Below are 21,438 nucleotides of genomic sequence, written 5' to 3'. Positions count from 1 at the left end.
AAACCTCCTGGAACATCGACGCGGATTGAATCACCCAAGCTCACTTTAGCGGTGCTGGCGTTGATCGGCATTGCCGTGGATCAGGCACTGATCTTCGCTTGCGCCGCGAGCCGGTTGATCGCGCGCTCCAGTTCTTCCAGCGCTGCCACGGCCTTGGGGTCGTCCTGCTTGAGCAGGGTTTCGCTGCGCTGACAGGCCGCGCGCAATTGCGGTACGCCGCAATAACGGGTGGCACCGTGCAGACGATGGACGCGTTCGATCAATGCGTTCTGGTCGCGGTTCTCGCACGCCGCGCGAATGGCTTCGCGGTCGGCTTCCAGTGAAGCGAGCAACATGGCCAGCATGTCCGCCGCCAGATCAGCCTTGCCAGCGGCCAGACGCAAACCTTCCTCGTGATCGAGCACTGGCAGTTCATTGTTGCCCGCTGCACTGTCGCTGGTCCGCTCCGGCGCTTGATTACGCAAAGCCAGGCCGGTCCATTTCAGCACCACCTGCGCCAGTTGCCGCTCACTGATGGGTTTAGTCAGGTAATCATCCATGCCGCTTTGCAGCAGCGCGCGTTTTTCGTTGGCCATGGCGTGGGCGGTGAGGGCGACGATCGGCAGCGGCGTGCAGTGCCGCTCGCTTTCCCACTGGCGAATGGTTTCGGTGCTCTGACGGCCGTCCATGCCCGGCATCTGCACGTCCATCAGCACCAGATCGAAAGATTCGTTCTGCACTGCTTTGACCGCGGCGTAACCGCTTTCCACGGCAAGCACCTTGGCGCCCATGTCTTCGAGCAGGGTTTGCACCAGCAGCAGGTTGGCCGGATTGTCGTCGACGCACAGCACTTTCGGCGCCCGGCTCGACAGCGGTTCCCCCGGCTCATTGCGTGGCTGGCGCGGGTTGACCAGATCGGCCAAGGCCCGACGCAGTTTGCGTGTGCAGGCCGGTTTCGCTTGCAACTGGCTGTGCGGGTTCGGCACCGACAAATGGAACAGCGTCTGTTCGGTGGTCGGGCACAGCACCAGCACTTTGCAGCCAAGGTGTTCGAGGTCCCAGATGTGCTGGTTCAATCGCTCTGGCAGCATGTCGTTGCTGGTGATGCCGATGACCGCCAGATCAATCGCCTGATCGGTCTGGTGGGCGCCGGTGACGCCGTTGGTCAAGGTCTCGAGGGTGTTGAACGGGGTGACATCGAGGCCACAGTCTTCCAGTTGATGCTGCAAGGCCTGGCGCGCCAGTTCGTGATTCTCCAGCACCGCCACGCGGCGGCCGAGCAACGGCGCGGCCGGCAGGTCTTCGGCGTCGTCACGGGTTTTCGGCAAGCTCAGGCTGATCCAGAATTCCGAGCCTTCGCCCGGTGTGCTGTCGACGCCGATTTCGCCGCCCATCTGTTCGATCAGGCGTTTAGAAATCACCAGCCCCAGACCGGTGCCGCCCGGCTGGCGCGACAGCGAGTTGTCGGCCTGACTGAACGCCTGGAACAACGCGCGCACGTCCTGATTCGACAGGCCGATGCCGGTGTCCTGAATGCTTATGCGCAGTTGCACGCTGTCTTCTTGTTCATCTTCAAGCATCGCCCGGGCAACGATGGTGCCTTCGCGGGTGAACTTGATCGCGTTGCTCACAAGGTTGGTGAGAATCTGCTTCAGACGCAGCGGGTCACCGACCAGCGACAGCGGCGTGTCGCGATACACCAGGCTGACCAGCTCAAGCTGCTTGGCGTGCGCAGCGGGGGCGAGGATGGTCAGGGTGTCCTGCAACAGGTCGCGCAGGTTGAACGGAATATGGTCGAGCACCAGTTTGCCAGCCTCGATTTTCGAGAAGTCGAGGATCTCGTTGATGATCCCCAGCAGGCTGTCGGCGGATTTTTCGATGGTGCCCAGATAGTCGAGCTGGCGCGGGGTCAGTTCGCTTTTCTGCAACAGATGCGTGAAGCCGAGAATGCCGTTGAGCGGCGTGCGGATCTCGTGGCTCATGTTGGCGAGGAATTCGGATTTGATCCGGCTGGCTTCCAGCGCTTCTTTGCGCGCCAGGTCCAGTTCGATGTTCTGGATCTCGATGGTTTCCAGATTCTGCCGGACGTCTTCGGTGGCCTGATCGACACTGTGCTGGAGTTCTTCGCGGGCGTTTTGCAGGGTGCCGGCCATGCGGTTGATGCCCGACGCCAGTTCATCCAGTTCCTGACTGCCGAGCGGCGGTAGACGCGTTTCCAGATGGCCGTCCTTGAGTTGCGCGACGGCTTGTTTGATCTGGCTCAGCGGACGATTGATGGTGCGGCCCATGCGCAACGCCAGCAATGCCGCGCCCGCCAGACCGGCGGCAATCAGCAGCAGGCTGGCAAACAGGCTGCGATAACCGCGCAGCAGCATGCCGTTGTGCGACAGTTCCAGCTCGACCCAGCCGAGCAAGCGGTCGGACTCTTCCGGGATCAGTTCGCCGGCGAGGTTGCGATGTTTGCCGAACACCGGCATCAGATAACGCGTCGCATCATTGCCGCTGCGCCGTTGCAAATGCGCGCTGTCGCCGCTGGGCGCCTGATTGAGCATGGTCGGGCCGGCGTGGGCCAGCGGTGAGCGATCCGGGGCGAGGAAGGTCACCGCGCGCACATCCGGTTGCTCAAGGGACTGAGTGGCAATGCGTTCGAGCAGATCGCTGTTGCCGTGACCCATGGCGGGTGCCACCAGCGGCGCCAGTTGCTCGGCGATCATCTCGCCGCGCTGCATCAATTGGCTCTGCAAGTCGGACTGCTGCGTCCAGGTGAAGTAACCACCCAGTACCAGCGCCATCAGGCTGGTCGGCAACAAGGTCAGCAACAACACGCGACCTTTGATTCCCAGTTTCTTGAGCACGCCTATCTCCTGCATCCCGCTGATCTGTTGACTCATGCGTGCATCCGGCACGCGACATGGGCGCAGTGTAGCGATTTGCTCGCAGGCAATCTCCGGAAAAATGCGCTCAGGGTGGGTCAGGGCACCGGTGCTCGTTTGTCAGAAAGGGCAGCCTTGTGTTGCCCGCTGCCGGGCAATCTTGAATAATCGCGCTCAACTGAGAATTACTTGCAGATACTCATGACTCCTGTTTCCGTCGGCCAGCCACGCATTCTTTCCATCGAGGACGATCCGGTTCTCGGCGCCTATGTTCACGAACATCTGGGCCGCAGCGGCTTTCAGGTGACCTGGTGCCAGAATGGTCAGGAAGGCCTGAGCATCGCCAGGCGTCAGCCATTCGACGTGGTGCTGATGGATATTCTGTTGCCCGGAATGGATGGTTTGAATGTATTGACGCAGTTGCGTCAAAGCCATTCGACCCCGGTGCTGCTGATGTCGGCCCTCGGCGCCGAGGCGGATCGCATCAGCGGTTTCCGTCTGGGCGCCGACGATTATTTGCCCAAGCCGTTCAGCATGGCCGAGTTGCATGTGCGCATTGAAGCGATCCTGCGTCGGGTTGCGCTGGATCGGCGCCCGGCATCGCTGGCGGCGCCAGTGGCGGCCGGTACGCTGCGTTTTGACGATGAGCAATGCGATGTTTTTTTTCGCGAACACGCCGCCGGGCTGACCCGCAGCGAATACCGTCTGCTGGAAACCCTCAATCGCAATGACGAAGAAGTGCTGAGCAAAGCCTTCCTTTATCAGCACGTTCTGCAGCGTGGATACGCGGCCCATGACCGCAGTCTCGACATGCATATCAGCCAGATCCGCCGCAAGCTCAAAGCCATCGGTTACACCGAGCGTGAAGTGCGCACCGTCTGGGGCAAGGGTTACGTCTTGAGCGCCGCCGATGAAAATCTCTGAACTGCCGGGCCGGCATTCGCTGTTCTGGAAACTGGCCTGTCTGCTGGTCGCATTCTGTCTGCTGATGATCTGGCTGAGCTGGTCGTGGGGACGTTATATGGAGGAGCGCAACCAGTTCCTCTCCGACGAAGCACGCGGCACCCTTTCACGTTATGCGATGCAAGCCGAGCAAGCGTGGCAGCACGGCGGCCGCAGCGGGGTCGATGACTGGTTGCAGAGTATGGAGTTGCGTGAAGCCAGTTGGGTCGGCGTCATCGGCGGCAACTTGCAGTCGCTGAGCAGCGATCCGCTGAATGAACAGGAAATCCAGCACCTGACGTTCTTGCGCGGCCTCGACTGGCCGATTCACAAAAAGAACCGGCCGTGGCTGCGTGTGCCGTTTCCCAAAGAACCGTCTGCCGGCAGCCTGGTGATCGAACTGCCCGAACGTTTCCTGCCGGGCAAGTATCGTGTGTTCTGGCGCGTTATCACTAACGGCGTGATTCCGGGCCTGTTCACCTTGTTGCTGTGCGTCGGTCTGTACCGCTTGCTGGTCGTGCCCCTGAACAACCTGCGCGAACAGGCCAACGCCTGGCGCGCCGATCAATTGAATGTGCGGCTGTCGAGCGGCATCACCCAACGGCCGGATGAACTCGGTGAGCTTGCGCGGGCATTCGACTCGATGTCCGAACGCTTGCAATCGACCGTCGCCCTGCAACAGCAATTGCTGCGCGACCTGTCCCACGAATTGCGCACACCGCTGAGCCGCTTGCGGGTCGCCAGTGAAAGCGAACAAAGTCTGCTGCAGTTGCGCGAGCGCATCGGTCGCGAAGTCGACGGTATGCAAAGACTGGTCGAAGACACCCTGCAACTGGCCTGGCTCGATACCGACCGTACGCCATTGCCCGACGAGGCGATCCAGATTCAGGCGCTGTGGGAAATGCTCACCGACAATGCCTGTTATGAAAGCGGCTGGCCGAGTCTGCAATTGCAGTGTTCGGTCGAAGCGTCATGCTGGGTGCGTGGCAACCTGAACACGCTGGCGCAGGCACTGGAGAACATTTTGCGCAACGCCATTCGGCATTCGCCACCGGGCGGGATCGTGCGACTGGATGGACGGCGCGATGGCGATTTCTGGCATCTGTGGCTGGAAGATCAGGGCGGCGGCGTAGCGGAAGGGGATCTGGAACGGATCTTCTCACCGTTCACCCGGCTCGACGGCTCGCGGCCCGGTGATGGCGGTTTTGGCTTGGGGCTGAGCATCGCGCGCAATGCCGTGCAGCGTCAGGGCGGAAGTATTTGGGCGGAGAATGGCGGGGCGGGATTGCGGCTGAATTTACGGTTGCTGGCGGATGATTGTGTTGCGCCGACTGACGCCTTCGCGAGCAGGCTCGCTCCCACATTGGATCTCGGTTCGCCGCAGATTGTGTGATCAACAGTTAATAGTGTCATCACTGCTGACACTATTCTGCGAATGACACTACTCCCTGTGGGAGCGAGCCTGCTCGCGAAGAGTCTCTGAGCATCACCACCAATGAAAATGGCTCAACACAAAAGTCGCGCCACTGGTGCGACTTTTATCGCTTACTCCCATCCCATAGGGAGTGTGTTTTACTCGCAGATTGTTTGAGCAATACAAGACAGTGTCAGCACTGCTGACATTATTAATAGAGCAACACGGGTCACTGTGGGAGCTGGCTTGCCAGCGATGAGGCCATTTGCATCACCGCAAACAAAGATGACCCAGCGTAAAAGTCTCACCAGTGGTGAGACTATTGCTGCTTATTCCCATAAACCATAAGCACCGCACTTTGCGTGATATGGCCTGCGCGGGTTTGCCGGTATGATAGGCGCCCCCGCACGTCTGGATTGCGAATACGCCATGACCCTGCAGTACCCAACCATCGCCGATTGCGTCGGCAACACTCCGCTGGTGCGTTTGCAGCGCCTGCCCGGTGCCACCAGCAACACCCTATTGCTCAAGCTCGAAGGGAATAACCCGGCGGGTTCGGTCAAGGACCGTCCGGCGCTGTCGATGATCACTCGCGCCGAGTTGCGCGGGCAGATCCACGCCGGCGATACGCTGATCGAAGCGACCTCGGGCAACACCGGGATCGCGCTGGCCATGGCGGCAGCGATCAAGGGTTACAAAATGATCCTGATCATGCCGGACAACTCCAGCGCTGAACGTAAAGCGGCGATGACCGCCTATGGCGCCGAGCTGATTCTGGTCAGCCAGGAAGAGGGCATGGAAGGCGCGCGCGATCTTGCGCAGCGTATGGAAGCCGAAGGCCGTGGCAAGGTGCTCGATCAGTTCGCCAACGGCGACAATCCTGAAGCGCACTACACCACCACAGGTCCGGAAATCTGGCGTCAGACCCAGGGCACCATCACTCATTTCGTCAGTTCGATGGGCACCACCGGCACCATCATGGGCGTGTCGCGCTACTTGAAAGAGCAGAGCGACAGCGTGCAGATCGTCGGACTGCAACCGATGGAAGGCTCGGCCATTCCCGGTATTCGCCGCTGGCCGCAGGAATACCTGCCGAAGATTTATCAGGCTGATCGTGTTGACCGTATCGTCGACATGGCGCAAAGCGAAGCCGAAGACGTCACCCGGCGTCTGGCCCGCGAAGAAGGCATCTTCTGCGGCGTGTCCTCGGGGGGGGCGGTGGCAGCGATGCTGCGCCTGTCCAAAGAAGTTGAAAACGCGGTGATCGTCGCGATCATCTGCGACCGTGGCGACCGTTACCTGTCGACCGGCATTTTCGACGCGCCCAACTGATGGCCAAGCACGAGAGAGGCCTGCGCTTCCAGCCCACGGGCGGCAGCAAGGCTGCGCAAATTCCGACCGGTAAAAAGCAGCGCTTGAGCATTGAGCGCCTGGCCAATGACGGTCGCGGTATCGCGTTTTTCGAAGGCAAAACCTGGTTCGTCCTCGGCGCCCTGGCCGGTGAAGAGGTCGAAGCGCGGGTGCTCGGCGCCCACGGCAAAGTGGTCGAGGCGCGCACTGAGCGCGTGTTCAAAGCCAGCGAACTGCGTCGCCCGGCACCGTGTCAGCACGCCGGCCGTTGCGGCGGTTGCAGCGTCCAGCATTTGCCCCACAGCGAACAGCTTGCCCTGAAACAGCGCATGCTCGCCGAGCAATTGTCGCGTGTGGCCGGTGTCGAACCTGAACAGTGGGCAGCGCCGCTGACCGGTCCCGAATTCGGCTATCGCCGTCGCGCCCGGATTGCGGTGCGCTGGGACATGAAGGCGAAGAAACTCGAAGTGGGTTTCCGTGCCGCCGGCAGTCAGGACATCGTCGCGATCAGCGAATGCCCGGTGCTGGTACAGCCCTTGCAACCGATCATGACCCGTTTGCCTGAGATGCTCCGCCGTTTGAGCAAGCCGCAGGCTTTGGGCCATGTCGAGTTGTTCAGTGGCTCGTCTCTGGCGGTGTTGCTGCGGCACATGGCGCCGTTGTCCGAAGCGGATCTGACCATCCTCAAGGACTTCTGCCAGTTCCATGAAGCGCAATTGTGGCTGCATGGCGAAGGTGAGCCGCAACCGGTCGATGCCACCCAGTCGCTGGGCTATCGCCTGGAGCAGTGGGATCTGGATCTGGCGTACCGACCGGGTGACTTCATTCAGGTCAATGCCGGTGTCAACGAAGCGATGGTTGCACAGGCGCTGGACTGGCTGAAGCCGGGTCGCGACGAGCGCGTGCTCGATCTGTTCTGCGGCTTGGGCAACTTCGCCTTGCCGTTGGCCAAAGCCGTGCGCGAAGTCGTCGCGGTCGAGGGTGTGCAAACCATGGTCGATCGCGCTGAAGCGAACGCCGCCAGTAACAATTTGCATAACACAAAGTTTTTTCAAGCCGATTTATCCCAGCCTTTGACCGATGCCCAGTGGATCGGAAACGGCTTTTCTGCGGTACTCTTGGACCCACCGCGTGACGGTGCTTTCGAGGTGGTTCGCAAGCTGGCGACCCTGGGTGCCAAACGGTTGGTGTACGTATCGTGCAACCCTGCAACTCTGGCGCGCGATACGGTCGAATTGATCAAGCAGGGCTACCGGTTAAAACGTGCCGGGATTCTCGATATGTTTCCTCAGACGGCACATGTCGAGGCCATGGCGTTATTTGAAGCGAGCCAGGATGGCTCGTCTGAATCCGTCTGATCTGTCCGCGCAGCGCTCGCTTTAGCCCCGCGAGCGCAAACGGGCAATAAGGATCAGCGATTTGACGCATTGAATCTGCGTCGTAGGGAAGGTAAAGCAAGATGGTACAGGTGAGAGCACACCAGCCGATCAACACTGACGGCAGTATCAATCTCGAGGCTTGGCTCGATCACGCGGTCAGTGTCGATCTGGCACTGGATCGCGAAGCCTTGAAAGAAGCCTGCGAGTTCGCTCGCGAGGCCGAACAACAGTCCAATGCCAAGAAGAATCTGTGGGCCGAAGGCTCCGGCAGTTTCAGTACCGGCCTGGAAATCGCCGAGATTCTCGCCGACCTCAAGCTCGATCAGGATTCGCTGGTCGCGGCGGTCCTGTATCGCGGCGTGCGCGAAGGCCAGATCGAACTCGCGGCCGTCGGCCAGCGCTTCGGTCCGGTGGTCGCCAAGCTGATCGACGGCGTGCAGCGCATGGCGGCCATCAGTGCCAGTCTCAGCCCGCGTCAGTCGATGGTCATGGGCACGCAAGGGCAGGTGGAAAACCTGCGCAAGATGCTCGTGGCGATGGTCGACGATGTGCGTGTCGCGCTGATCAAGCTGGCCGAACGTACCTGCGCCATTCGCGCGGTGAAAACCGCCGACGACGAGAAGCGTAACCGTGTCGCCCGCGAAGTCTTCGACATTTATGCGCCGCTCGCGCACCGGCTCGGCATCGGTCATATCAAATGGGAACTGGAGGATCTGTCCTTCCGTTATCTCGAGCCTGATCAATACAAGCAGATCGCCAAGTTGCTCCACGAGCGACGGCTGGACCGTGAGCGCTTCATCGCCGACGTGATGACCCAGCTCAAGGATGAACTGCAGGCCACCGGCGTCGATGCCGACATCAGCGGCCGCGCCAAACACATCTATTCGATCTGGCGCAAAATGCAGCGCAAGGGTCTGGAATTCAGCCAGATCTACGACGTGCGCGCGGTGCGTGTGCTGGTGCCGGAGATGCGCGACTGCTACACCGCGCTCGGCATCGTCCACACCTTGTGGCGGCACATCCCGAAAGAGTTCGACGACTACATCGCCAACCCGAAAGAGAACGGCTACCGCTCGTTGCATACGGCGGTAATTGGCCCGGAAGGCAAAGTCCTTGAAGTGCAGATCCGTACGCATTCGATGCACGAAGAAGCCGAACTCGGCGTCTGCGCGCACTGGCGCTACAAGGGCACCGACGTCAAATCCGGTTCGAATCACTACGAAGAGAAAATCTCCTGGCTGCGTCAGGTGCTCGAGTGGCACGAAGAACTGGGCGATATCGGTGGTCTGGCGGAACAGCTGCGTGTCGATATCGAGCCGGATCGGGTTTACATCTTCACTCCCGACGGTCACGCCATCGACTTGCCGAAAGGCGCGACGCCGCTGGACTTCGCCTATCGCGTGCACACCGAAATCGGCCACAACTGCCGTGGCGCGAAGATCAACGGGCGCATCGTGCCGCTCAACTACAGCCTGCAGACCGGTGAGCAGGTCGAGATCATCACCAGCAAACACGGCACACCGAGCCGCGACTGGTTGAACTCCAACCTCGGTTACGTCACCACCTCGCGGGCGCGGGCGAAGATCGTCCACTGGTTCAAATTGCAGGCGCGCGACCAGAACGTGGCCGCCGGTAAAACCCTGATCGAGCGCGAGCTGACGCGCCTCGGTCTGCCCGCGGTGGATTTCGACAAGCTGGCCGACAAGGCCAACATGAAAACCGCCGAAGACATGTTCGCCGCCCTCGGTGCCGGCGATCTGCGTTTGGCGCAACTGGTCAACCTCGCGCAGCAACTGGTCGAGCCGGAACGCGGCAACGAACAGCTGGAGCTGATTCCGCGCAAAGCCACCGGCTACAAACCGGGCAAGCGCGGCGACATTCAGATCCAGGGTGTCGGCAACCTGATGACGCAGATGGCCGGCTGCTGCCAGCCGCTGCCGGGCGATGCGATCGTCGGCTATATCACTCAGGGTCGTGGCGTGAGCATTCACCGTCAGGACTGTGCCTCGGTGTTGCAACTGGGCGGGCGCGAGCCAGAGCGGATCATTCAGGTCAGTTGGGGCCCGGTGCCGGTGCTCACCTATCCGGTGGACATTGTCATTCGTGCCTATGATCGCTCCGGTCTGCTGCGTGACGTCTCGCAGGTACTGCTCAACGAGCGCATCAACGTGCTGGCGGTCAACACCCGCTCGAACAAGGAGGACAACACCGCGCTGATGTCGCTGACCATCGAGATCCCGGGTCTGGATGCACTGGGGCGGTTGCTCGGGCGGATTTCGCAGTTGCCGAACATCATCGAAACGCGGCGTAACCGTACGCCGTGATGTGGCTTCTCTGTGGGAGCGAGCCTGCTCGCGAAGAGGGCGTGTCAGTCGACAACATAGTTGCAGACACACCGCTTTCGCGAGCAGGCTCGCTCCCACAGTGGTTTTGTGGTGAGACAGAGAAATGATGTACAGCCTTGAAGATCTGCTCCACCTGATGAGCCGTCTGCGCGATCCGCAGTACGGTTGCCCGTGGGACATCAAGCAAACCTACGCGACCATCGTCCCGCACACGCTCGAAGAAGCCTACGAAGTGGCCGACGCCATCGAACGCGGCGACTTCGATCATTTGCAGGGCGAGCTGGGCGATTTGCTGTTCCAGGTGGTGTATTACAGCCAGTTGGCCAAGGAAGAAGGGCGCTTCGAATTTGCCGGGGTGATCGACAGCATCACCCGCAAACTGATCCGCCGTCATCCCCACGTGTTCCCCACCGGTGATCTCTACGCACCGCTGGATGTGCCGCGCTTGAGCGAAGAACAGGTCAAGCAGCGCTGGGAAGAGATCAAGGCCGAAGAGCGCGCCGAGAAATCCGCCGCGCCCGAACAACTGTCGCTGCTTGATGACGTGCCGGCGACGTTGCCGGCATTGTCGCGTTCGGCAAAGTTGCAGAAGCGTGCAGGGCAGGTCGGTTTCGACTGGCCGGACGCCTTGCCGGTGCTCGACAAGGTGCGCGAAGAACTCGATGAAGTCCTCGAAGCCATGTCCGAAAACGATCCGGTGGCCGTGGCTGACGAGATCGGCGATCTGCTGTTTTCCGTGGTCAATCTGGCCCGGCATCTGAAGGTCGATCCGGAAACTGCACTGCGTGGCGCCAACGGCAAGTTTGAAAGACGTTTCCGATTTATCGAACAGGCATTGCGCGACACCCACCGTCCCATAGAAGATTGCACCCTCGAAGAGTTGGACGCCCTGTGGGGTGAAGCCAAACGTCAGGAAAAGAATGCGCCCGGCTGCGGCTGAGCAACTGCCCAAGTGAGTAAGTCCCATGAGTATTTCCCTTCGCGACCAGTTGCTCAAAGCAGGCCTGGTCAACCAAAAGCAGGCCAAGCAGGTCAGCAAGGACAAGCAGAAGCAGCAGCGTCTGGCGCACAAAGGCCAGATCGAGCTGGATGACTCGCAGCAGCGCGCCGCCCAGGAAGCCATGGCCGAGAAGGTCAAGCGTGACCAGGAGCTGAACCGTCAGCAGAAAGAGAAAGCCGAGGCCAAGGCGCGTGCAGCTCAGGTCAAGCAACTGATTGAAGTCTCGCGTCTGCCGAAGCTGACCACCGAGGACTACTACAACTTCGTCGACGACAAGAAGGTCAAGCGCATCTCGGTCAACACGCTGATGCGCAACAAGCTCAGCAGCGGTTCGCTGGCGATCGTCCACCATGCCGGCGGCTACGAAGTGATCCCGCGTGAAGCGGCCCTGAAGATCCAGGAGCGCGATCCACAGCGTATCGTCCAGCTCAACGTGCAGACCGAAGAGGTCAGCACCGAGGACGATCCGTACGCGGCGTATCAGATCCCTGATGATCTGATGTGGTAAATCGATAAAGCTGTAACAACGACAAACCCCGCTCATGGCGGGGTTTGTCGTTTTCAATGCTGTGGTTGAATCAGGCGGATTTCAGATCCCGCTGCTGTTCTTGCACTTCCAGTTCGGCCTTGTAGTTGTGGGCATCGATCTCGTTGTGGAACATGCCGACCAGCAAGTCTTGTTGATGCACATCCCAGATGCGGATACCGGCGGCTACGCCTTCGTGGGACATGTGTGAATCGTCGCGTTCAGTTACTTTTACAGTCATCTGCTAGCTCCAAATCTCAAGTTATCTGCAGCAAGGCGTGTGCAGGACTCTGTTATATGATTTGTTAGCTTGCTAAGTAAACGGCTGATTTGTGCAAGGTGTTATTGCGTATTTTGCAACAGTGCTGCAGCCCGCGTAATCCGCGACATTCGGTCGCAGGGCGGTAAGTTTCATGACAGAAGTTTCATTTTAAGACCCATGCGAACCCTTGTGTAGGAGCTGCCGAAGGCTGCGATCTTTTGATCTTGTCTTTTAAAAATCAAAGTCAAAAGATCGCAGCCTTCGGCAGCTCCTACACAGGGGATTTGTGTCGGCCATGAGTTTTCTGCAGGCAAAAAAAACGCCCCGAACCAGTCGGGGCGTTTTCATGTGTGGCTCAAGCGGGGGGAATTACTTGCCTTCCCAGCGCTTCAGTACCAGCGTGGCGTTGGTGCCGCCGAAGCCGAAACTGTTGCTCATCACGGTGTTGATCGTGGCGTTTTCGCGGGTCTTGGTCAGCACCGGCAGGTCGGCCACTTCTGGGTCCAGCTCGTCGATGTTGGCGGAACCGGCAATGAAGTTGCCTTCCATCATCAGCATGCAGTAGATCGCTTCGTGAACGCCGGCGGCGCCCAGGGAGTGACCGGACAGGCTCTTGGTCGAGCTGATCGCGGGTGCCTTGTCGCCGAACACTTCACGCACACCTTTCATTTCCGCGACGTCGCCGACCGGAGTCGAGGTGCCGTGGGTGTTCAGGTAGTCGATCGGCGTATCAACGGTGGACATCGCCATCTGCATGCAGCGGATCGCGCCTTCGCCACTCGGGGCAACCATGTCGTAACCGTCGGAGGTCGCGCCGTAGCCAACGATTTCCGCGTAGATTTTCGCGCCACGGGCCAGAGCGTGTTCCAGCTCTTCAACCACGACCATGCCGCCACCGCCAGCGATGACGAAACCGTCACGGTCGGCGTCGTAGGCACGGGAAGCTTGTTCCGGGGTGTCGTTACGCTTGCTGGACAGAGCGCCCATGGCGTCGAACAGGAACGACTGGCTCCAGTGCTCTTCTTCACCGCCACCGGCGAAAACGATGTCCTGCTTGCCCATCTGGATCTGTTCCATGGCGGTACCGATGCAGTGAGCACTGGTGGCGCAGGCAGAAGCGATGGAGTAGTTCAGGCCCTTGATCTTGAACGGTGTGGCCAGGCAAGCGGAAACGGTGCTGCTCATGGTCCGCGTTACGCGGTACGGGCCAACGCGCTTCACGCCTTTCTCGCGCAGGATGTCCAGCGCTTCCATCTGGTTCAGTGTGGAAGCACCGCCGGAACCAGCGATCAGGCCGGTACGCGGGTTGGACACTTGCTCTTCGGTCAGGCCGGAGTCAGCAATAGCGTCTTTCATGGCCAGGTAGGCGTAAGCCGCTGCGTGGCCAACGAAGCGATAGATCTTGCGATCGATCAGCTCTTCAAGGTTGAGGTCGATGGAGCCGGAAACCTGGCTACGCAGACCCATTTCGGCATATTCCGGGTTGAACCGGATGCCAGGGCGGCTTGCACGCAGGTTAGCGGAGACGGTCTCTTTGTCATTGCCCAGGCACGAAACAATGCCCAGACCAGTGATAACGACGCGGCGCATGCGAATAACCCTTAGAAGTTGTCAGTGGAGGTGAACACGCCGACGCGAAGGCCTTCGGCGGTGTAGATTTCGCGACCGTCGACAGTCACCGAACCATCGGCAATGGCCAGGTTCAGTTTGCCCTTGAGGACGCGTTTGATATGAATGTTGTAGGTGACTTTTTTGGCGGTCGGCAGCACTTGACCGAAGAATTTCACTTCGCCCGAACCCAGCGCACGGCCACGGCCCGGCAGGCCTTGCCAGCCCAGGAAGAAACCGACCAGTTGCCACATGGCGTCCAGACCCAGGCAGCCCGGCATCACCGGATCGCCTTCGAAGTGGCACGCGAAGAACCACAGATCAGGGTTGATATCCAGCTCGGCGACCAATTCACCTTTGCCGTACTTGCCGCCTTCTTCGCTGATCAGGGTGATGCGATCGACCATCAGCATGTTCGGGGCGGGCAGTTGCGCGTTACCTGGGCCGAACAGCTCACCGCGACTGCAGCGCAGCAGATCTTCCCGAGTAAAGGCGTTTTGTTTGGTCATGCGAGCTCCTCAATAATCCCATGCGGCAGGTGGGGCAAATCTTCCCGACCGTTCGAAGCGTTCATGCCTCGAACCGGCAGCCTACTCATAGACTATTGCGTTGTGGTGAAAGTCACAGCACCAAGGACATGAATGTACACTTGTGCACTGAAATTTTTATTCAAGCCCCTTTTGAGGCTCGTTCGGGTGCCTAAGACTGCCGCACTTTCGCTTTTCACGCCAGTCGCAGATGGTCGAAAGGCCCACACTACGACACCCAGCGCTGCAGAATCTGCTGCAGGTCATTACGTTTGAACGGCTTTGCCAGATAATCGTTCATGCCCGCCGCCAGACAGGTTTCGCGGTCGCCCTGCAAGGCGTTGGCGGTCAGCGCGATGATCGGCACCTCACTGCGTCCGGGCAGCAGCCGGATCTGCCGCGTGGCCTCATAGCCATCGATGATCGGCAAACGGCAATCCATCAGAATCACTTCGAAGTCGCTGCCCTCGGCGTTGCGCACGGCTTGTGCGCCATCAGTGGCGACACTGACAGTAAAGCCCAGACTGCGCAGCATCGCTTCAATAACCGTCTGGTTTACCGGATTGTCTTCGACCAGCAAGACATTGCGCCCTTCACCATGCTCTTTGCCGTTCAGTGCACGCGGCGCAGCCAGAGTCGGCAGCGCCTGCTTATAGAGTGCCAGCGGAATTTCCAGGGTGAACACCGAACCACGGCCTTCCTCGCTCTGCGCGCGCAAGGTGCCGCCCATGCGTTCGGCCAGCGTACGGGCGATCGGCAAGCCGAGACCGGTGCCACCGTAACGCCGCGAGATTGAACTGTCGGCCTGCTGGAAAGCGTTGAACATCAATTCCAGACTTTCGGAAGAAATACCGATGCCGCTGTCACGCACCGAGCAGGTGAACCACAGCAATTCATGATCCAGCGACTGCCACTGCGCCTCGATGCTGACGCGACCCTGTTCGGTGAATTTCAGCGCGTTGCCAACCAGATTGACCAGAATCTGCCGGATCCGCGTTGGATCGCCTTGCACCTGCAAACCGCGCATGTCGTCCGGGATGCGCAGGTTCAGCGCCAGCCCTCGCTGTACCGCGCTGTGCTGGAACGACTGGGCGCAGGCGCCAATCAGTTCGGCCAGGTTGAACGGGATGTGCTCCAGTTCCAGCTCCGAGCGTTCGATGCGTGAGAAGTCGAGAATATCGTTGATGACTTTCAGCAAGTGCTCGGTGGACTCCGAGGCGAGGGCGGCATATTCAACCTGCTCCTCGGTCATCTCGGTGGTTTCCAGCAATTGCAGCATGCCCAGCACGCCGTTCATGGGCGTGCGCAGTTCATGGCTCATCATCGCCAGAAAGTCGGACTTGGCGTTGTTGGCCTTTTCCGCTTCTTCACGGGTCTGGATCAGTTGGGCCATGGCTTGATGCTGCTCGCGGCTGGCCTGTTCCAGCGCCTGGGCAAGGTTGTTGATGTGTTGCGACAGCGCGCCCAGTTCGGTGTCATCGACGATCGGCAACGGGGTTTTGTAATCGCCGTCCTGAATCGCCTTCACCGCGTCACCGATATCGCGGATCGGCTGCGACAGGCTGCCGGCCAGGCGCCGTGCCAATACAAAGGTGAAGAGCAGGGCGAACAGCGCGAGAATCCCGGCCTTGAGCAGAATCTCCTGCTGGCGCTGGCTGAACGCGTCGTTGGACAAGCCGACGATCACCCGGCCCAGATAATCTTCGCCGGCCCCGCTATTGCTGACCTTGCCGTCCTGGAAGAAATCATTGTGCAGGGCGATGCGCTGCAACCGTACTGGTGCCTGAAACACTTCGACCTGATGCGGCCGACCGTGCGCCGCCGCGGGTTGTTCGACGTACACCAGAATCCGGTTGGCGCTGTCCTGTACTTCGAGAAAACGCACGTTGGGCGTGGCCAGTGTGGCTTTGAGCAGGCTTTCCAGCACTTCGTTGTTGCCGGAAATCACCCCGTATTCGGTGGCGGGCGCCAGTTGGTTGGCGATCAGTTGACCGGTGTGGTTCAGTTCCTGACGCAAATCCTGAATGCGCACGAAGGTGAAGAAGCTGATCAACAGCAAGGTCAGCAACAACGCCGGGCCCAGGCTGATCAGCTGGGTGCGGGTGTTGATGTCCCAACGGCGACGGAAACTCATGGGCGGCGTTCTCCTTCAGCCAGTGCGCTGGCAACAGATGCGTCATTGAGCGGTTCGATACCCAGTGAACGAGCGACCTGCGCATTACTTGAGACTTTAAAACGTGCGGGGTAGAGCGTCCGCGGCCAAGTGGCCGGCGGTTGGTCGAGCAATTGATCGAGGATTGCCAGCCAGTCGTTCTGGTCGCTGTAACTGCTGGCCAGGCTGCCGGCGCGGACGAACGCGACGTTGGGGCCGACCAGTGCGACTTGCCGTGAGTAACTGCTGAGCAGCAGGTTTTTCGCGGTTTTCGGGTTGTACAGATCGGGGTCGTCGAGCCCGAGCAGCACGTCGCTGTTTTTCAGCACGGTTTGCAGCGGGCGGCTGTCGTGGGTGTTGTCCCAACGCTGGCTGACGACTTGCAGGTTCAGCGGCGCGGCGGCGAGATTCAGCTCCTTGAGGAGAAATTCGCTGTGCTCATCGAACAGCACGCCGATCCGCCGGGCCTGGGGCAAAATGCGTCGGATCAACTGCAACTGTCGGCTCAGCGGCGGATCACTCCACAGCAAACTCAGATGCGCCGGTTGCGCGCTGCCGAGGCGCTGCCGGGCTTGCAGGCGACTGATGCGCAGCACCAGCGTCGCCGGGCCTTGGGGTTCTTGCAGACGCCAGTCGAGGCTCGGCAGGTCGAGCAGAATCAGGCGCAGGCCGGCGGGCAGTTTGCCCGGCGCAGGCAGACTGGCCAGTGGCTGGAAACGCACGTTGTCGGTCGGTCGCAGTTCACTGAGCGCCTGGACGAACGCTTGTACGCCTGGACTTTCTTCGGCGCCGGTCAACAGGATATCGGCGGCCTGCACCGCCACACCATGCAGCCATGCGGTCATAAACAGACAGACCCCGGCCAGCCAATGGCCCAGGGTTGGCATCTTCCGTGACTGCCGGTAGCGCATCCTAGAACTCCAGCTCGGCGCTGAAGTACATCACCCGGCGTTCGTCGTAATTGTTGTCGACGAAAGTGGTCGGCTCGTGGTCGAGACGCTGTTGCAGTACGCCAGCCAGTTGCAATTGTGCTTTGCCCAGCGCGATGCGTTTGGCGATGCGCGTGTCGACGCGCTCGAAACGGTAGCCGTTGAGTGCGTTGTCGCCGTAATAGAAGAGGGCGCTGTTCCAGCCATGGCCCCAGTCGCGCAGCCAGCCAGCCGAACCGCTGTTGCGTGAAGTGAACTGCTGATCCAGTGGGTTACTCGCCTCGGCATCGACAAAGGCGTAGGTGAAGCGCAAACGGTCGGCCAGGCTCACGCGCCAGTCGAGCTGGGTTTCCGTGCCACGAAAACGTGAGCTGTTGGCATTGCTGGCGATGTACTGGTTGTTACGTAGCGGTTCACTGATCATCCCGGTGATCTCGTCGTAGAACAGCTTCACATCCAGGGCCAGGCCCAGTTCGGCGAAATAGCCGTTGTAGCCCAGCTCGCGCGAGCGCATGTGTTCCTGATCGAGATCGCCGGGGCCGCGAGTCTTGACGAAGTAGCGCGCCGAAGACTGGCCATAGGCCGAGGGGCGCAGGTTGCTGACCTGATAGCTCCAGTTCACATTGTTCTCGAACATGTCCGGCGAGCGGATCGCCTCCGAATACACCGCACGCAGGCCGTGGCGCGGGTTGATCAGGTAATTGACGGCGAAGCGCGGGGTCAGCGAACTGCCGATCAGTTGCGTGTTTTCGAACATCGCACCGCCCTGCAACAGCCAGTGTTCCGTGGCGCGCCATTCCAGTTGGCCGAACGCGCGCCAAGTGGTGTCGTCCAGCGTGCCATTGAAGTAAGTCTCGGAGTCGGCGCGGTCGTAACGATAGTTCATGCCGCTGACCAGACGCAGGCTGTCGGACAGGCTGAGGGTGTCCTGCAATTCGAGGTCGTAGCGCGATTCGCGGGCGCTCTGATCGATGTCGCCGCACAGGGTTCGGCTGGCGCCGTTGCGCCATTGATCAAGCACCTGATTGGCCAGGGCCATTTCCTGTGGCGTGCCGGGCGCCGCTCCGGGGCCGGTGAACCGGGTGATGTTGCGCGCCAGACGTTCGGTGTAATTCGGGTTGAGCTGCCACAGTTGCGTCAGTTCGGGGCTGAACGATACCTCGGCATCGCAGGCGCGCCAGGTTTGCTGACGATCCCAGTGTTGCGCCGAGCCTTGTATATAAAGGCTGTGCTCCGGGTTGATATCGAGATTCCAGCGCACCGAGCCGGCGTAATCCTTGGCGGCTACGTCGGAATTGTTCCCGGCGGCGGTAATCCCGGAGAACACCGGGCGGTAGGTGTAGGGCCGCTGGTTGGTGCCGTCCTTGGCGTTGACCTGCCAGTCGAGGCTCTGGTTATCGCTGAGGGTGTGACTGACCGCGAGACTGAAGCGATTCAAGCGGCGGCTGTCACGGTAGTCTGCACCGCTGCGATCGCTGTCGAAGCCGTCATCTTCCTGACCGGACAGCGACAAGCGCAGATCACCACCATTCCAGCCGGTGCCCTGGCTGGCGTAAAAATCATTGATGCCACGCTGGCCACGGGTGTACTTCAGGCGAGTGCCGTGGCTGTCGGCCGGGTGGCGGGTGATGATGTTGACCACCGCCATCAGCGCATTGGCGCCGTAGCTGACGGTGTTCGGGCCGCGAAACACTTCGATGCGCTCGATGTCTTCCATGGCCACCGGAATATCGCTCCAGTCCACCGTGGACAAGCCTGCGCGATAGACCGAACGGCCGTCGATCAGCACTTGCATGCGCCGTGCTTCGCTGGCGTTGGTGCCGTGATAATTGACGGCCGCCTGATTGCCGCTGATGTTGCCGACCATCATCCCTGGCACCAGGCGCAGCAGCTCACTGATGTCGCGGGCGCCGCTGGCGTTGATCAATTCGCTGTCGAGTACGGTCATGCTCCCCGGCACTTCCGCCGGTGTCTGTTTCAGGCGCGTGGCCGTCAGCACCTGCGGCAGTGCTTCGTTGTCCATGAACAGGTCGTCCCCCAGCACTAGCGGGCTGAACAGCAGCGCCAGCAAAAGGGACGAACGGGGAGGGGGAGGAGCGAAAAACACGACGCAGCCTTGATCGTAAAGATTTGGCGCGCATGTTAACCGAGCACCGTGACTTTTCCATTCACGTTAGTAGCATTTTCCTAGGTTTTATTGGTCTTCTTCCTACAAGTGTCGGTAATTGTTGCTGGGGCTGGCCGCGACCGGGCTGCCCCGTATAATGCCGCCATCGCCACTGGTATGGATTAACGGATTGCATATGACTGAACAGCGCCCGATTGCGGTCCTGGGAGGCGGAAGTTTTGGTACCGCCGTGGCCAATCTTTTGGCCGAGAATGGCCATCAAGTCCGGCAGTGGATGCGTGACCCCGAGCAGGCCGAGGCCATCCGGGTCAATCGCGAAAACCCGCGTTACCTCAAAGGCATCAAGATTCTGCCGGGGGTGACCGCCGTCACCGACCTGCAGGAAACCCTCGACGCCTGTGATTTGTGCTTCGTCGCGCTGCCGTCCAGCGCATTGCGCACGGTACTCGCCGCCCACGCCGAGCGGTTGAGCGGCAAGATGCTGGTCAGCCTGACCAAAGGCATCGAAGCCCAGACCTTCAAACTGATGAGCCAGATTCTTGAAGAGATCGCCCCGCAAGCGCGCATCGGCGTGCTGTCCGGGCCGAATCTGGCGCGGGAAATCGCTGAACATGCGCTGACCGCCACGGTGGTCGCCAGCGAAGACGAAGAACTCTGTAAACAAGTGCAAGCCGCGCTGCACGGTCGCACCTTCCGCGTTTACGCCAGTGCCGACCGTTTCGGCGTCGAGTTGGGCGGGGCGTTGAAAAACGTCTACGCGATCATCGCCGGCATGGCGGTGGCGCTGGAAATGGGCGAGAACACCAAGAGCATGCTGATCACTCGCGCCCTCGCCGAGATGACGCGGTTTGCGGTGAATCAGGGTGCTAATCCCATGACGTTCCTCGGTCTGGCCGGTGTCGGCGATCTGATCGTCACCTGTTCCTCGCCGAAGAGCCGTAACTATCAAGTCGGTTTCGCCCTTGGCCAGGGCCTGAGCCTCGACGAAGCGGTGTCGCGTCTTGGCGAAGTCGCCGAAGGCGTCAACACGCTCAAAGTGCTCAAGGCCAAGTCCCAGGAAGTCGGCGTGTACATGCCGCTGGTCGCCGGGCTGCATGCGATCCTCTTTGAAGGACGCACGCTGGAGCAGGTGATCGGTCTATTGATGCGGGCCGAGCCGAAAACCGACGTCGACTTTATTTCCACCAGTGGTTTCAACTGAGTGAGCCGGGAGTAGCAAGCCATGAACGATCCGAAAACCGAAGCCAAGTACGAATCCATCCTCCTGCGCGTGTTGTGGATGATCGTCTATGTGCTGGTCTGGCAAGTGGCGCAGTTCATCCTCGGCGCAGTGGTGCTGGTGCAACTGATCTATCGTTTGATCTATGGCGCGCCGAGCGCCAGCCTGATGAACTTCGGCGACAGCCTGAGCCAGTTTCTGGCGCAGATCGGCCGCTTCGGCAGCTTCCACAGCGACCAGAAACCGTGGCCGTTCGCCGACTGGCCAACGCCGCGTACTCCGGAAGGTGAGGCGCCACACGCCGTCGCGCCGGCGCCGCATCCGGTTCGAGATGAGGAACCCAAGCTATGAAACTCTGGGTGTTGCGTCACGGTGAGGCCGTGCCTTACGGCTCGTGCCCCGATTCCGAACGGGAACTGACCGAGCACGGTCGTAAAGAAGCTTTGAGCAGCGCTGCGCGTTTGATTGGCCAGCCGCTGACGGCGATTTACGCCAGCCCCTATCTGCGCGCGCAGCAAACCGCGCAGATTGTTCGTGAGGCGCTGGGTTTCGAGCCGGAGATTCGCACGGTCGAGTGGCTGACGCCGGAGGTTGATCCGGACAAGGTCACCGATCAACTGGTGTCGGTGAGCAATGTGCTGTTGGTCAGCCATAACCCGTTGGTGGGCAATCTGCTGAGCTATCTGCAGCATGGCGCCGGGTATCCGCCGGAGAAGGTCAGTACTGCTGGCTTGGCCGAGCTGGAAAGCCCTGAGTTGCTGATTGGCTCGATGACCCTTAACAGCCTCAAACACCCGTAACGCTG

17 protein-coding genes are annotated in these 21,438 nt (G+C 60.3%); 10 read left to right on the top strand and 7 right to left on the bottom strand.

The window, feature by feature from the left end; all coding sequences use genetic code 11:
- Positions 1 to 80: 80 nt before the first annotated feature.
- Positions 81 to 2,834 (bottom strand): response regulator, encoded by a 2,754-nt coding sequence (locus QOM10_RS21840; RefSeq protein ID WP_150750760.1) that lies wholly within the window; start codon positions 2,832 to 2,834, stop codon positions 81 to 83.
- Between the two features lie 219 nt (positions 2,835 to 3,053).
- Here QOM10_RS21840 and QOM10_RS21835 point away from each other — a divergent pair, with 219 nt between their 5' ends.
- The 7 genes from QOM10_RS21835 (at position 3,054) to QOM10_RS21805 (ending at position 11,790) form a co-directional block, all read left to right on the top strand.
- Positions 3,054 to 3,776: a response regulator transcription factor gene (locus tag QOM10_RS21835; protein ID WP_127929370.1), complete on the top strand. Its 723-nt coding sequence runs from the start codon at positions 3,054 to 3,056 to the stop codon at positions 3,774 to 3,776.
- On the top strand, positions 3,763 to 5,187 hold the full coding sequence (locus tag QOM10_RS21830) for a sensor histidine kinase (protein WP_316916930.1): 1,425 nt from the start codon (positions 3,763 to 3,765) through the stop codon (positions 5,185 to 5,187). The genes QOM10_RS21835 and QOM10_RS21830 overlap by 14 nt, the downstream gene beginning before the upstream one ends.
- Positions 5,188 to 5,637: 450 nt before the next feature.
- Positions 5,638 to 6,540 (top strand): cysteine synthase CysM, encoded by a 903-nt coding sequence (cysM, locus tag QOM10_RS21825; protein WP_026000780.1) that lies wholly within the window; start codon positions 5,638 to 5,640, stop codon positions 6,538 to 6,540.
- A complete protein-coding gene (gene rlmD / locus QOM10_RS21820; protein ID WP_095120615.1) occupies positions 6,540 to 7,916 on the top strand; it encodes a 23S rRNA (uracil(1939)-C(5))-methyltransferase RlmD in 1,377 nt (458 codons plus the stop codon). The genes cysM and rlmD overlap by 1 nt, the downstream gene beginning before the upstream one ends.
- Positions 7,917 to 8,017: 101 nt before the next feature.
- Positions 8,018 to 10,261: a GTP diphosphokinase gene (relA, locus tag QOM10_RS21815; protein ID WP_007917476.1), complete on the top strand. Its 2,244-nt coding sequence runs from the start codon at positions 8,018 to 8,020 to the stop codon at positions 10,259 to 10,261.
- A 127-nt stretch (positions 10,262 to 10,388) separates the two neighbouring features.
- Positions 10,389 to 11,222, top strand: a complete 834-nt coding sequence (gene mazG, locus QOM10_RS21810) for a nucleoside triphosphate pyrophosphohydrolase (protein ID WP_316916929.1) — start codon at positions 10,389 to 10,391, stop codon at positions 11,220 to 11,222.
- Positions 11,223 to 11,247: 25 nt separating this feature from the next.
- Positions 11,248 to 11,790 carry a DUF2058 domain-containing protein gene (locus tag QOM10_RS21805; RefSeq protein ID WP_016987455.1) on the top strand — a complete coding sequence of 181 codons (543 nt, stop codon included), beginning with the start codon at positions 11,248 to 11,250 and terminating at the stop codon, positions 11,788 to 11,790.
- A gap of 70 nt (positions 11,791 to 11,860) precedes the next feature.
- Here QOM10_RS21805 and QOM10_RS21800 read toward each other — a convergent pair whose 3' ends face one another.
- From QOM10_RS21800 to QOM10_RS21775, 6 genes are all read right to left on the bottom strand, one after another.
- A complete protein-coding gene (locus QOM10_RS21800; protein WP_007917473.1) occupies positions 11,861 to 12,049 on the bottom strand; it encodes a hypothetical protein in 189 nt (62 codons plus the stop codon).
- Positions 12,050 to 12,439: 390 nt separating this feature from the next.
- Positions 12,440 to 13,660 carry a beta-ketoacyl-ACP synthase I gene (gene fabB / locus QOM10_RS21795; RefSeq protein ID WP_003227152.1) on the bottom strand — a complete coding sequence of 407 codons (1,221 nt, stop codon included), beginning with the start codon at positions 13,658 to 13,660 and terminating at the stop codon, positions 12,440 to 12,442.
- Positions 13,661 to 13,671: 11 nt separating this feature from the next.
- Positions 13,672 to 14,187: a 3-hydroxyacyl-[acyl-carrier-protein] dehydratase FabA gene (fabA, locus tag QOM10_RS21790; protein WP_003227150.1), complete on the bottom strand. Its 516-nt coding sequence runs from the start codon at positions 14,185 to 14,187 to the stop codon at positions 13,672 to 13,674.
- Between the two features lie 247 nt (positions 14,188 to 14,434).
- On the bottom strand, positions 14,435 to 16,339 hold the full coding sequence (locus QOM10_RS21785) for an ATP-binding protein (RefSeq protein ID WP_150775986.1): 1,905 nt from the start codon (positions 16,337 to 16,339) through the stop codon (positions 14,435 to 14,437).
- Entirely contained in the window at positions 16,336 to 17,268 is a 933-nt protein-coding gene (locus QOM10_RS21780; RefSeq protein WP_127929366.1) for an ABC transporter substrate-binding protein, read from the bottom strand. Before QOM10_RS21780 ends, QOM10_RS21785 begins: the two co-directional genes overlap by 4 nt.
- 1 nt (position 17,269) lies before the next feature.
- Entirely contained in the window at positions 17,270 to 19,393 is a 2,124-nt protein-coding gene (locus QOM10_RS21775) for a TonB-dependent receptor plug domain-containing protein (RefSeq protein ID WP_316916928.1), read from the bottom strand.
- Positions 19,394 to 19,589: 196 nt separating this feature from the next.
- Between QOM10_RS21775 and QOM10_RS21770 the strand changes: the two genes are divergently transcribed.
- Genes QOM10_RS21770 through sixA form a run of 3 tightly spaced genes read left to right on the top strand, consistent with a single transcriptional unit; the run spans position 19,590 to position 21,433 of the window.
- Entirely contained in the window at positions 19,590 to 20,615 is a 1,026-nt protein-coding gene (locus tag QOM10_RS21770; protein WP_064391581.1) for an NAD(P)H-dependent glycerol-3-phosphate dehydrogenase, read from the top strand.
- A gap of 21 nt (positions 20,616 to 20,636) precedes the next feature.
- Positions 20,637 to 20,984, top strand: a complete 348-nt coding sequence (locus QOM10_RS21765) for a DUF4389 domain-containing protein (protein WP_008087808.1) — start codon at positions 20,637 to 20,639, stop codon at positions 20,982 to 20,984.
- Positions 20,981 to 21,433 (top strand): phosphohistidine phosphatase SixA, encoded by a 453-nt coding sequence (sixA, locus tag QOM10_RS21760; protein WP_007917466.1) that lies wholly within the window; start codon positions 20,981 to 20,983, stop codon positions 21,431 to 21,433. The genes QOM10_RS21765 and sixA overlap by 4 nt, the downstream gene beginning before the upstream one ends.
- Positions 21,434 to 21,438: the final 5 nt, after the last annotated feature.

The organism is Pseudomonas sp. P108 (genome assembly GCF_032613195.1).
GTDB lineage: Bacteria > Pseudomonadota > Gammaproteobacteria > Pseudomonadales > Pseudomonadaceae > Aquipseudomonas.
This window is presented reverse-complemented; position numbering and strand designations above follow the sequence as displayed.

Coding starts and splice junctions, on each gene's coding strand:
- QOM10_RS21770 (WP_064391581.1), top strand. CDS start 19,590: ATGACTGAACAGCGCCCGATTGCGGTCCTGGGAGGCGGAAGTTTTGGT.
- fabB (WP_003227152.1), bottom strand. CDS start 13,660: ATGCGCCGCGTCGTTATCACTGGTCTGGGCATTGTTTCGTGCCTGGGC.
- cysM (WP_026000780.1), top strand. CDS start 5,638: ATGACCCTGCAGTACCCAACCATCGCCGATTGCGTCGGCAACACTCCG.
- relA (WP_007917476.1), top strand. CDS start 8,018: ATGGTACAGGTGAGAGCACACCAGCCGATCAACACTGACGGCAGTATC.
- QOM10_RS21805 (WP_016987455.1), top strand. CDS start 11,248: ATGAGTATTTCCCTTCGCGACCAGTTGCTCAAAGCAGGCCTGGTCAAC.
- rlmD (WP_095120615.1), top strand. CDS start 6,540: ATGGCCAAGCACGAGAGAGGCCTGCGCTTCCAGCCCACGGGCGGCAGC.
- mazG (WP_316916929.1), top strand. CDS start 10,389: ATGTACAGCCTTGAAGATCTGCTCCACCTGATGAGCCGTCTGCGCGAT.
- QOM10_RS21835 (WP_127929370.1), top strand. CDS start 3,054: ATGACTCCTGTTTCCGTCGGCCAGCCACGCATTCTTTCCATCGAGGAC.
- QOM10_RS21830 (WP_316916930.1), top strand. CDS start 3,763: ATGAAAATCTCTGAACTGCCGGGCCGGCATTCGCTGTTCTGGAAACTG.
- QOM10_RS21765 (WP_008087808.1), top strand. CDS start 20,637: ATGAACGATCCGAAAACCGAAGCCAAGTACGAATCCATCCTCCTGCGC.
- sixA (WP_007917466.1), top strand. CDS start 20,981: ATGAAACTCTGGGTGTTGCGTCACGGTGAGGCCGTGCCTTACGGCTCG.
- QOM10_RS21800 (WP_007917473.1), bottom strand. CDS start 12,049: ATGACTGTAAAAGTAACTGAACGCGACGATTCACACATGTCCCACGAA.
- QOM10_RS21780 (WP_127929366.1), bottom strand. CDS start 17,268: ATGCGCTACCGGCAGTCACGGAAGATGCCAACCCTGGGCCATTGGCTG.
- fabA (WP_003227150.1), bottom strand. CDS start 14,187: ATGACCAAACAAAACGCCTTTACTCGGGAAGATCTGCTGCGCTGCAGT.
- QOM10_RS21785 (WP_150775986.1), bottom strand. CDS start 16,339: ATGAGTTTCCGTCGCCGTTGGGACATCAACACCCGCACCCAGCTGATC.